The sequence below is a fragment of the Psychromonas sp. L1A2 genome, from assembly GCF_009828855.1.
Taxonomy (GTDB): domain Bacteria; phylum Pseudomonadota; class Gammaproteobacteria; order Enterobacterales; family Psychromonadaceae; genus Psychromonas.
Map to the genome: position 1 here is coordinate 622,681 of NZ_WUAG01000002.1, position 12,964 is coordinate 635,644.

Below are 12,964 nucleotides of genomic sequence, written 5' to 3' on the forward strand. Positions count from 1 at the left end.
TCAAGCCAAATACAACAGCTGAAAAAACGACACTAACTACGGCAGTAACTACGGCAGTTTAGTTGCTTGTACCCAAATAACAGCATCTTGTGAAAGCGCTTTTCCTTTGTAAGTTTTCTGTTCACCTATGCCTAACGCAGCAAATCCCCACTGACCTGCTTTCAATAATGAAAAATGGAAAGTACCGTTGGCATCAGCGTAGATAGTTTGTGTCACAAACACTTCCGAAGGCGGCGTCATGATAGGTTCTTTAGCAAAGTGATTTTTTTGCATATCAGGCACATAGTTCATGAATTCAACTTCAATGGCAGCAAAGGGCACTGGCTCGCCTCTTGATTTAACCACAGCACTAAAAATACCACCTTCGTAAATAGCATAAGGCTTAGTCAAAGGCACAATTTCAGCACTTAACCCAAAATCTGTATTCCAATCTGTTGGTAGGTTACCAACATTAACAATCGTTTTAGTGATTTGCTGAATATAAAGATCTTCTTCTTCTTCGAAATAAGGAGATGGTTGTGCGATAAACACGTAATCACCTAATCCTCGCAACTTAACATCAGCTTGGTAAGCATGGCCTTTATCAACCGAGCTTTCCCACTCAATATCAGAAATCGTATCAATTAAGTCAGTCTTTTTGCCTTTTTTAATCATATAAAAAGCTTGAGGCTTATCAACAGCCATCACATGACCACTTGAGGCAGGATGAGTGAAAGGCATTTTCAATGTGATTGCGCCGCCTTTTTCATGCAATAAGTTAGGGGTATAAAGCATTTGAAAATGTGCGTTAGCAGAAAGTGACAGCATACAACTTGAAACAAAAAGTAGTTTAATCAAAGATGACTTTAAATATGAAGTTGGCTTAATATTTTTTACGTTTAGCAAAAGGAAAATCTCCGTCTGAGTAATGAACAGGCGAAGTTGTGGAGGAGATGGTTACTTTTATCTAAGAGTATTTACATACTCATTATCAATAAAAGAAGACCAGCCGGTGAAGCCCTCCGCAACACCACGGTACTCGCTTTAATAGCAAGTATCATCCTATGGTTTGGTATCCGGGCTTAACAAGAGAATCAATTCGACTTGCTTTACCGTTGCGGGGGCAGCCTTGGCATTTAACCAAGTTCCCAAACATTGATATCTTATTTTTTATAAGACACCAATGCATAGCTTTAATGCTATATCCAATGGAAGCTGAACAATAGCGTGTTACGGGTTAAACAGTCAATATAAAGCCTCTTTTATGCGGTTATTTTTACATCCTTTACCTCAAGCTAAACGGTTATTTATAAGAGGTACTAAGGATATTTTTTAACCTAACTATATTTTTAATACTAACCATTATTTAAGCCATTGATTAAAAGGTTAAATTTGATACTGTCTATTAAAGTTAAATGTAAAAACCTTCATCCATCATAGCCAATAAAGATAAGGAGTATTATGACTAAAATTGAACACCTTAATATAACGGTGTCAGATATCTCCGTTAACATTCAAGGTGCAAAATTCAACAAGCAGTAAAACAATAACCTTTATTAAGATCGTGGCGCCTGATTTCAAAGCTGAATTTGCCAAGTAAGAAAAGATCGAACACCAACAAGAAGTTATCGTAGGGCTCATATTGGTAATAACTATTATGCTTTTTTAAGTTTAACAAAAGGCGTTTAATGTTATGACCTATACTAGCACCTATATTAGCTGTCTACTTTTATGGGGTCATATCATATTCACTGGTTTACATTAACGATGTAACTTTAAATACTCAGCATTAATCACTTACTAAAAGGAACGGTTGTAATGAATGTCTATCTGTTTGATTGGGGTGATACGTTAATGGTTGATTTCCCTCAAAACACAGGAAAAATGTGTGAATGGGAAACAGTGGAAGCGATCGCCGGTGCAAAAGAAACATTAGCGGTTTTATCCAAAAAAGCGAAAATTTATATAGCGACAGGCGCTGCAGATTCAACTGAACAGGAAATAAAATCAGCCTTTGAGCGTGTCGAACTAAGCCAATATATATCAGGTTATTTTTGCAAAGAGAATATAGGGTTAGAGAAAGGAACGGCAGTATTTCTTAATGCTATTATTTCAACGTTGGCAATTCCTGTATCCAATATAACAATGGTCGGTGATTCTTTTGTAAAAGACATTAAACCAGCAATATCTGTCGGTATCACGCCTATCTGGTTCACACCAAATAGTGTTCAAATAGCACCTGATAATATACGTACCATTAAAAGATTGAGTGAGCTCACTTAAACTTACATAAATTTAGATATTGCACTCCAAAATTGAGAGAGAGAAAACTTTTAAATATCGATATAAAAATAAAAACGTCACCAGATACTCAAATAATAACGACTATATATACTATTATTTACATCAACTCTATTGGAGTGTTAATCATTAATACTCCTACAGTTAATAATATTAATGATTCGAATAACTATCAGACTTTTTACTAAGTTTAAGGTGAAATAATAAATAGACACCAATAATTTATTCCATTTACATGTAGCTTAATTACTCATATTATTCAGTAAGTTAAATTGAAGTAATGCTTTTTCCCTGTTAAAGTATTCCTCTGTTATAAAGTGTAAATATTATCGACAAACTAAATTTATTCTTCAATATGTATCGAATTAAAATAATAAGCTAAATACCATTTTTGAATCTCATTAATCATCCACTTAAATATAGTATTTTGGTATAGAACACTCAGCGAGCACAGCTGTAATTTTTAATGTCTACAATGAAGATAGACAGTTGATTCAAAGGAAATGAATAATATTATTATGGTATATCAATTATATAATGATGCGATGCAATTAACGCCAAGACACAGGGAGACTTTTGTAAAGAGCCAATGTAATGATAAAAAAATACTAAAACAGGTATTAGCATTAATTTCAGCAGACCAAAATGAGTTCACTTTATCTGATCATATAGCAAAAGAAATTAATTCATTCTCAACACAAAATTTAGTTAAAGTAGGTAATATTGTTTCTGTATATGAATTGACTCAACACCTTGGTCAAGGTGGCATGGGGACAGTTTTTAAAGCAGTGCGCATAGATGGGCGGTTTGAACAAACCGTTGCGATTAAAGTTATTTCCTCAGCACTGTATCCTTTTTTTAATAGTAATAAACTAATTAATGAAGCTAACTTTATGGCTAAGCTTAACCATCCGAATATCTGTTCAGTGTACGATGCAGGTATTACTGAAGACGGGTTACATTATATTGTAATGGAATATTTGGATGGTCAGGAGATATCGAATTACTTTAAAAATAAAGGTTTCTCCTTAAATGAAAAACTAACAAGTTTTGCGACCCTGTGTACATCAGTAAATTATGCACATCAAATGCAAGTGGTACACGGTGATTTAAAACCAGCTAATATCATCATTAATCAAGATCAGCAGATCAAAGTGCTTGATTTTGGTATTTCCCAAGTAATCAATAACCCAAATACAGCTTCTCAAGAACACAATTCAAAACTGTTAAATGGTATTTCGAAAGGTTTTTCTAGCCCTGAATTAATTAATGGAGCCCCTGCTAGTGTATATAGTGACGTTTATGCTTTAGGCCAAATATTATCTGTATTAATCACACAACATATATCAAGCAATACTGCGTACAACAAAGAAATTAATGCCATTATAAATAAAGCTACCGCCTCTTTAACGACTGAGCGTTATGCGTCTGTATCCGAACTGAAACATGATATTAATCTATTTTTAACTGGGCATGTTGTTACTGCGTATCAACCTAATAACATATTTAGACTTAAAAAATTTGTTTATAAACGTCACCCTATTTCAGTTTCTTTAGCGGGTATTTTTACAACAATTTTAATTTTTTTGATGGCGAGTTTATTTATTCAATACCAGAATCTAGAAATGGAGAAACAACAAACAGATATTATGTTAGGGAAATTTTCATTAGTCTTAGATTTGGATTTTGATAGAAAGTCGGCGGTTGAGCTCAGTTTAGCGAATAACTATGCAAGTCGCGGAGAAAATGAAAAATCAGCATTGCTTTATAATAAAATAATTACTCGATTTGATAGTTTAATTAATACCAATATCGCCTTTAATGCAGGGCAAAAACTAATAAATTTACTCGTCAAAAGTAATCAGCTAGATTTAAATTTAAATTTAAATAACCATAACTTATTAACGCTTAAAAATAACATTGAATTTATCCCTGGTACAAAGTTACCAATTAACTCCGCACAAGCCTTTTTTTATTACCAACTAATCAATATTGGTTATGAGCGTGACAACAAAAATATTAATAAGACTTTTAATATACATACTAAATTAATTCAAGATATTAAAAGTACTTACTGGCAAGAACTCACTAACCAACAAAAACAAACAATAAATTACTCCTATGCTATTCAAGGTGAAATAGAAACGTTAACTCAACTCCAGCGTTCATTTTATTTTCAACAACAAAATTCATCATTATTATCCTATATAACAAAGATCCGAGAAGCTGTTATAGAGCAGTTATTTCCTCAAAAAACCTACTTAGTTAAACAAGAAAAGCTCAAGCAGTTTCTTGAAAACAAGCCTATATTTTGGGCTGGAACGCACGAAAACGATATTGAACATGAAGGGGAAAATACAGCTCTATTCTCTAAAGGAACCATCAAAACTAAAAACTTTAATGCTTTATATAAATTGAGTGGTAGCCTGATCACAATGGAATCTGGTGAAGGTTCTGAAACCGACGAAGCTATTTATGTTTCTTCAACTTTAGCACTAACTGTACCACTACAAAATAAAGATCTCATTATACTCACTTATGAAAATCTTATTAATAATAAAAAAAATCAAAAATGGTCAAAAAAAGAGCTACTAACAGGTCCTTGGTATCATATTTACGACCAAGCCATTGACCAAAAAGAAGTAATTCAACCAGTATTAATGAAAATAAATTTTACTGAGTCATTTGCTACCTTAAATATCAATGAAAAATCCATAACTGTACCATGGGAACTTAATCAGCAAGGAGTGCTGGAATTACATTTTTCAGATAATGATCAAGCAACATTACAAATTATAAAACAGACAACTGACGAAGAAATAATTATTACTATGAATAAAACTTCAGGCCTGCAATCTCTGTTTATTAAAGATAAAAAACTTGCTCAACATTTATTAAAAAAGTGGACATCACTTTTATAGAAAAGATTCAATACTATTAATGAGGTAAAGCCATGGAAGAAAGTGAATTAATTAAATTGATAAAAGGTTGGCAAAATAAAGAAGCTGTTGCAACGCAAATTCTAATGGGAATGACTTACCATCGAATAAAGGAACTCGCTTTAAAGCATCGTGAAAACATGCCTGAAAATGCAAACACGGCTATGTGTTCGCAATCTGCAACGGATTTAGCACACGATGTTTATGAACGTTTGAATAAAGCTGAATCTAGATTGCCAATTACAACTCTCAGGGAGTTTTATAGTTATCTTAATGCGACTGTAAGAAACACATTTATTGATCATCATAGAAAATTAGTTGAAACAAAATCGAGAAATCCTGAACGCACAAGCTTAATGTCGCCCAGAGCAATTTCACAGCAAGCGAAATGTATTGATGAGTCTTATGAGCTTTCGTCTTTATCGTTAAATATTGATGCATTAGAAAAACAATATCCACGACAAGCTGAAGCTGTAGAGCTAAGGTATTATGCACAGCGCTCTAACAAGGAAATTGCAAGGTTATTAAGTGTATCGATACGCACTGTAGAAAATGATTTAAGATTTGCAAAAGCTTGGATTAGGTTACAAATGTAGAATGGCTTGGCTATAACTAACGTTTATATAAAATAACACGAGATGCTGCTTCTCTGTATTTACGTACTAAACCTCCTCTATACTGCTAACCACTACTAAACGATTCACTTTAATCGTATAAAAAATAGAAATGTCGATGTTATTATTTTTATAAAATAATAAATTGTGGTTTTTTATGATTTTCCCGTACCTATTATTAAGTGGTATTTAAACGTACATTTTTATTCATCTTCAGCAAAACAGTTAATAAAATTTTGATTAACTGTTTTGCGTATAACTCTATAAAGGAATAATAGAATGATGAAAAAAACGTTACTTTCCCTTAGTATTATTAGTTTGCTTTCTGCATGTGGCGGGTCTTCATCTGATAGTAATGATAATACAGCGAATTCAAACTCTGGGACAGAATACCGTGTAATCGATGGTTATTTAGTGAACGCAGATGTATGTATTATTGAACAAGATACGACAGACTGTACCGATATTGGACAAACTGATAATGACGGAATTATTGTTATTCCTGAAAATTTTACTGCAGGAAAAATTGTTGTAACAGCAACAGCAGGACAAACAAGTGATAAAGATAGCGTTGGCTTTATTGGCCAAACTTATCAAATGATGGCGAACATTTCCACAGAGACTCCAAATGTAATTACTCCTTACACGACTATAGATGTATTAGACACCAGTCAATCAATAGCTGATATTGCTGATAACTTAGGGCTTGATGAAGTATTATTAAGTGGTGATTATGTTGCTTCAAACGCATCACAAAAAGCACAAGTACATGCATTAGCTCGCGCATTAGCAATCCAATTATCAACGCAGCAAGAAGAAAATGATGTTGCTGAATTGATGTCACAAGCAACTGAAATCAATGACTATATTGAATCTGAATTAATTAATAATGGCGTAGATTTAGATTCATACAATATTTTTATAAATGATGAAGGTGAAACGACACACAAATCCTTAATATCCTCATTATCTGACTTTCTAGAAGGTAACGAATTAACTCAGTTTAGTCTTAACACTAGTTACTTTAAGGAAGAAGGTACAAATCAAGTTACTTTTTCTGATGGAGTAATCTACTTTGGCAGTGAGATATTCAATTATAAAATAGACGGAAATCAGTTAACTATATCAATTAATTCCGACGAGGAAACGGATCAATTTATTTATGTCAGTAATGAATTATCATTAGCTGTCCCTTTAGCAGAACAAGATTTAAGTGTAATGTACAAACAGACTGATGAAATAAGCACTTGGACTAAAGATGATCTAATTGGCGAAACATTCTATTTTGTTTTTGATGACTCTGCAGACAGTAAAATACCAGACCCATCTCTCGTTAAAATCAGCTTTTCAGAGTCAACAGCAATAATGTTAGAAGAAGGTCAAACACAAGAAATAAACTGGTCTTTAGACAATGGATTATTAACACTTGATTTAAGTACTCAAGGTGAAGCTGACTTAATACTTTCACCATACTTTGCAGATGACAATATAACACTCATTAAGAGTGTAGATGATAATCGTCTTTTAACTTTAATCGCTGTTAAAGATGAAAACTTAGCAACAAATATTATTAGCCAATGGTTATTATTGAGTAAATAGTATTTAACTATTAATCAATAAAATAACACTACATTTTTATTACGATCTCTTTACCCATTTTAGCCACTTTATAGTGGCTTTTTTACCTTTAGTGAAGCCACCATATTTATGTGATCTTACTATTACAAAATTTTTTAATAATTTTAGAGTATAAGAGAATTATCAGAAGATTTTTATTTCAATATCACTTAATATCAAAATTATCCTTCTTATAAAAAACGTCATTAAGCCATTTATATTTTTAGCATACTTTACAATCGAATAATGTTGATTAAAGCAATATTCATAAGCGAGTATTTAATTTTAAAGTATTATTTAGCATTAATAACAAAGAAGAATATTAAAGTAACATCGTATTCAATAATATAAGAGATAAAAATATGTCCTATGAATTAGGAAAACGTTTAGTCATTGGTGTTGCCTCGAGTGCGGTATTTGACCTAACAGAATCAGATCAAGTATTTAAAAGCAAAGGTGAAGCTGAGTATAGAAAATACCAAGCTAAAAACATTAAAAAGCCACTTAACAAAGGCGTTGCTTTCTCTTTTATTAAACGATTACTTTCGTTAAATGATTTAAGTGATGATCCAAGTGAAGATCCTTTAGTTGAAGTGGTCTTATTGTCTCGCAATGACCCTGATACTGGGCTTCGTGTAATGAAGTCGATAGAGCATCATCATTTACAAATCTCTAGAGCGATTTTCATGCAAGGTAAATCACCTTATGAATATATCCCAGCCTTGAGCATTTCACTTTTTCTTTCAGGCAACTTATCAGATGTGAGAGAAGCAATTAAACGTGGCTACCCTGCTGGCCATGTTTTAAGTTCAACCATTATTGATGAAGAAGACGATGATGATTTAAGACTTGCCTTTGACTTTGATGGCGTACTAGCTGATGACGAATCTGAAACGGTGATGCATAACACCAATGATTTAAAACAATTTCACAATCATGAAACCAAGAATATATTGCAACCCCATACACCAGGGCCATTAAAAGAATTTTTAGTTAAAATATCAGCTATTCAACTACGAGAAGAAAATAAAAAGAAAATAGATACTCAATATAAAAATAGATTACGCGTGTCTATTGTTACGGCGAGAAATGCCCCCTCTCATGAGCGTGCATTAAACACGTTAAAAAAATGGGGAGTCATGGCAAATGATGCTTTCTTCTTAGGCGGTGTTGATAAAGGATTGGTATTAGGCGTATTAAAGCCACATATCTTTTTCGATGACCAGTCAGGACATTTAAGTTCAACCAGTAAAGTTGCTCCTTCCGTACACATTCCTTTTGGTATTAAGAATATTGTGGAACCAACGGAATAAGTTATTAAACAACTTGGTCATCGCCATAGCAGTAATCAAAAAGGTGATTAATACACTTCTACTTGTGGAAGCTATTTAAGAATAATGGCCAAGTTTTAATAACTTAATCTATTATAAATATAATGATCATTTTATAATTTACTTTGGCACTAATACTCATCTACAAAAAAACGACTATTTCCAGATATCATAACTACTTTGTGTATATGTTTCTATATACTCACCTCCATTAGATAAAGATATCTGTTGAGGTCTTTCAATGGATTCAAAGTGAAAGTAAGTCATTTATTATTTAGCTACCAATTGATAAAAAAAAAGTAACATCACATTGACGTTACTTTTTAATAATCACTTACTTTCAATCATATAACTCGATTAAAAAGTTTCTTGTAATTCATCTTTCGGCTCAAGTCCGATGTAATATAAATAACCTTTCTCTTTTTTACTTGCAGGAGTATCACTTGGTTTCAATTTGATAACAGGTTTATTAGTTTTACTATGCGGTGCTGTGATTGACACATTAGGGTAGTTAGTTTTAGCTATTTGATTTTGTGTCGAGACTGTTTTATTGGCTTGGTTTTTTTTAGTTTTTTCTGAAAAAGTATAGAAAAACTCACCATTACTTTCAATCATCTCAATAGTTGATTGACCAATAGAGTTATAAGAAGCCAATATACCATGTCGCCCCAGTGAGACTTCATGTGTAATTTCTTTGCCACTGCCGACTTTATTACCATCAATGTACCACTCTACTTTGACATTACTTTTTAAAGTTAAGACCGCAGATTTAAGCCCAAATTTTTCATTTAAAATAGATTCAATTTTAGAATTGTAAGATGGTTTAAATGAAATAGCAGCACGATAAGACAATTCACCGTCCAAATTTTGACTCGCATCAACTATTTTATATGACAGTAAAACACTCCGTTCATTTAAAAAGTCATCTGATTGCTTAGCGTTTTTGATGATCTGACTTTCATTTTCATTCAAACATTCATTAATAGATTGAAATTTAGTACAAACCGCAGTGCCACTTAGTGAAACATTTTTCACACTTTTTGGATCGGCTAGTTCAGACGTTAAACGTCCTACCACTTTTTGTTTTAACGCAGCTAATTCAGTACTTCTTTTTATACGTGTATCTTTCAGTTTTTGGCCATCATTTAAAATAGATTTATGTTCTTCTTTTAACTCAAGACCTTTATTTTCATAATCTTTTTCCAGAGCATCTATTTTTAAAACAAGCGCTTCTAAGTCTTTAAAGAATTGTTCTACATTATCTTTTGCAACCACTTTTTCACTTAGCACGTTAAGGCTTTTCTGATAATTATTTTTACTATTTTCAATCTCTAAACCTAACGCTCTATATTCAAATTCATTTTTGTTATAGCGGCCTAGTTTATTATTAGAGGATATCAATAGACTATTAATGTCATATTCTTGATTTATTTGCTCTATGGCAGACTCTTCAGACGGCGTAACCAACTCTAAAGCAGATAGGTTAGCTGCAAATGAAAATAACAAACCAATTGTAAGCTTACAGTATCTCACTTTTTCTCCATTATAAATGAGCTGCCTAACAGGGTTAAATAATTAAGCAGAAGTATTCTAAATTAATGTCCATATGAACTTTAACGCGCTATAAAAAAGGTTGCCTACACTACAACACTTATTTCACAATATATTACATTATATAAAAGTAAAACTATACTCAAAGTAGACCTATATTCAAAGTAGAATATTAAAAAGCCCCTGTAAAGCCTTGTTAATAAAAAATAACTATCATATTCAATTTACTATGTAGGATCTCAAACATATAAGTAGTAATTAATTTTTCCGTTAAGTACTTTTATCGATACCCGTTATTATTCAAAGAGCAGCATTCAACAAGCAGTGAAGTGAACAGATACTAGGCTGAAAAAGGAAGATCTAACCGGTTAAATCAATGCATTGGAACAACACTGGTATTCACTTCACCGCTTGCCCTCTGAGTCATTAGCTTGAAACCAACTCTGCGTTACCACCTTCGCTCAGAACTAGATTGTCATCATGTCACGCTTTGATTTGGAGTCTAAACTAGCGACTGAATAAAACACTTTGAACCGTAACGGGTATAGATAATTAACACTATTAATTATTTAATTCCAACCATTCTTTAGGTGAAATACCTAGTTTTTTTCGGAAAATTCTTGCTAAGGCAGAGCCATTCTCATATCCAACGGCATTCGCTACTAACGCAACAGATTTTTTTTGTTTTAATAGACTTTTAGCAACAACAATACGCCAATCAATCACATAGTCACCAGGGCTTTGTCCAACAATGCGTTTAAACAACTCTGAAAACTTAGAACGTGACATCAATGTAATTTCCGCCATATCTTCTAAATTCCAAGCTTGTTCTGGCGCATCTTGAATCGCCAATATCACCTTAGATAACTGGGGATGAGACAATCCTGCCAATAAACCATGTTCCATGATGTTGTTACTTAAAACGTGTCTCAAAATATAAATGATAAAAATATCAGTTAAGGAGTTGATCATGGGCGTTCGACCGCATCGATCATTAAAAGCTTCTTCAAAGAGTAATAATGACGTTTGCTTTATTTTTGGACAATCATTGAAATTAAAAGAAAGTAAGCTAGGTAGGGCTTCGGCAATAGGGTTAGAGGTCGTTTCATCGTACATCACATTAGCGCAGACCAATTTCGGCGGATTATCATCACTACCAACAATACGATGAGTATGTGGCAAAGGTACAAATAATACGGTAGGCTCATTAAATACCTGTGATACGCCCTGCTCGTCAATTAATGTTAATTCGCCACTCTGTAAAAGGTGTAAATGACCTTGATTCGGTTGTTTATCGAAATGACTGATACCGCATAAGTTACCACTAAAAAAGACTTCCGTATTCATCGAAAATCGTTTCAAAATTATTGAAAGTTGATCCATCTGAGCTCTCTTTATGACTAATTTGGACGATTGGGTTCAAGATAAGGACTATGTCATCCATTTTGAAATATTGAAAGTCTTATATTATCAACCAAGTCAAGGATGAGTTCTGACTTTAGACCGCTTTATTAAAAGGCTGTTCAATAAAAATAATAACAACCAAGTAATAAAAAAACAGTCACTTTCGATAAAGACTATCCAAAATAAAAATGATAAAAAAGGCGCTAATACCTAGGTATTAGCGCCTTTTTATAAAGCAATAATTAGCTCAAAACATCATATATGAAAGCATTACCAGTAACATGCCACCATCATTATAACTTTTATATTTATAATATTTTTAAGCCTGAATTAAATGCACATCGCGTTGTGGGAAAGGAATGCTAATCGCATTTCTATCAAGCGCTTTCTTCAGTTCTTCATTAACACTAAAGAAAACATCCCAATAATCTTTGGGATCACAATGTGGTCTAACTGCGAAATTAACAGAGCTATCACCCATCTCTAATACGCCGACAAAAGGAGCTGGAGTTTGCATTACTTTATCGTTTGCAAGTAATACATCCATTAACACTGCTTTGGTTTGATCAATGTCTGCATCATATGAAACACCAATGGTCAAATCTACACGAATCTTTCCTTCAACTGTATAGTTAGTGATTGAATCATTAGATGTTGCACCGTTAGGAATAATAACGCGCTTGGATTGCGGAGCAATTAAAATAGTATTAAAAATTTGTACCTCTTTAACAACACCTAAATGCCCTTGAGACTCTATTAAGTCACCTACTTTATATGGTTTAAATACCATAATAAGCACACCACCAGCAAAATTAGCCAAACTGCCTTGCAGTGCTAAACCTATTGCTAAACCTGCAGCACCTAATACTGCTACAAACGACGTTGTTGCAATACCTATCATTGAAGCCACCGAAATAAATAGTAAGACTTTCAATACCCATGAAGCCAAGCTAGTCATGAAGGGAATTAAGGTAGGGTCTACTTTGGAATGTTCCATTGATAATCGAATCACTTTACAAATCATACTAATGACCCATAAACCAATTAATAATGTCACTATTGCTAGCGCTAATTTAGGTGCGTATTCAATTCCCAATTCATACGCTTTTGTTGATAATTTTTCGATCTGTGTCGTTGAGACATCTAGAGTACTCATTTAACTTCCTTTTATAATGATCAAATTTATGGCTCATACCATATTTTGTATTATATAAGGGCTAATATAAAG

At 33.0% G+C, this 12,964-nt stretch carries 9 protein-coding genes and 1 riboswitch; of the genes, 5 read left to right on the top strand and 4 right to left on the bottom strand.

The features are described 5' to 3' along the window. Positions 1–48 precede the first annotated feature (48 nt). Positions 49–837 carry a DUF4198 domain-containing protein gene (locus tag GQR59_RS13195; RefSeq protein WP_201288109.1) on the bottom strand — a complete coding sequence of 263 codons (789 nt, stop codon included), beginning with the start codon at positions 835–837 and terminating at the stop codon, positions 49–51. A gap of 192 nt (positions 838–1,029) precedes the next feature. Then, a riboswitch (cobalamin riboswitch) is annotated at positions 1,030–1,178 on the bottom strand. 619 nt (positions 1,179–1,797) lie between these two features. Between GQR59_RS13195 and GQR59_RS13200 the strand changes: the two genes are divergently transcribed. The 5 genes from GQR59_RS13200 to GQR59_RS13220 all read left to right on the top strand — a co-directional run bounded on the left by GQR59_RS13200 (position 1,798) and on the right by GQR59_RS13220 (position 8,763). Continuing rightward, positions 1,798–2,262: an HAD family hydrolase gene (locus GQR59_RS13200; protein ID WP_160063434.1), complete on the top strand. Its 465-nt coding sequence runs from the start codon at positions 1,798–1,800 to the stop codon at positions 2,260–2,262. Between the two features lie 521 nt (positions 2,263–2,783). After that, entirely contained in the window at positions 2,784–5,201 is a 2,418-nt protein-coding gene (locus GQR59_RS13205; protein WP_160063436.1) for a serine/threonine-protein kinase, read from the top strand. Between the two features lie 32 nt (positions 5,202–5,233). Beyond that, positions 5,234–5,815 carry a sigma-70 family RNA polymerase sigma factor gene (locus GQR59_RS13210; protein ID WP_160063438.1) on the top strand — a complete coding sequence of 194 codons (582 nt, stop codon included), beginning with the start codon at positions 5,234–5,236 and terminating at the stop codon, positions 5,813–5,815. Positions 5,816–6,112: 297 nt separating this feature from the next. Then, positions 6,113–7,432, top strand: a complete 1,320-nt coding sequence (locus GQR59_RS13215) for a hypothetical protein (RefSeq protein ID WP_160063440.1) — start codon at positions 6,113–6,115, stop codon at positions 7,430–7,432. A 380-nt stretch (positions 7,433–7,812) separates the two neighbouring features. Next, a complete protein-coding gene (locus GQR59_RS13220; protein ID WP_160063442.1) occupies positions 7,813–8,763 on the top strand; it encodes a 5'-nucleotidase in 951 nt (316 codons plus the stop codon). A 375-nt stretch (positions 8,764–9,138) separates the two neighbouring features. Here the strand turns inward: GQR59_RS13220 and GQR59_RS13225 are convergent, their stop codons facing one another. The 3 genes from GQR59_RS13225 to GQR59_RS13235 all read right to left on the bottom strand — a co-directional run bounded on the left by GQR59_RS13225 (position 9,139) and on the right by GQR59_RS13235 (position 12,892). Next, positions 9,139–10,314: a hypothetical protein gene (locus tag GQR59_RS13225; protein ID WP_160063444.1), complete on the bottom strand. Its 1,176-nt coding sequence runs from the start codon at positions 10,312–10,314 to the stop codon at positions 9,139–9,141. Positions 10,315–10,893: 579 nt separating this feature from the next. After that, positions 10,894–11,715 (bottom strand): AraC family transcriptional regulator, encoded by an 822-nt coding sequence (locus GQR59_RS13230; RefSeq protein ID WP_160063446.1) that lies wholly within the window; start codon positions 11,713–11,715, stop codon positions 10,894–10,896. 340 nt (positions 11,716–12,055) lie between these two features. Beyond that, complete coding sequence (locus GQR59_RS13235; RefSeq protein ID WP_160063448.1) at positions 12,056–12,892, bottom strand: mechanosensitive ion channel family protein; 837 nt, start codon at positions 12,890–12,892, stop codon at positions 12,056–12,058. Positions 12,893–12,964 lie beyond the last annotated feature (72 nt).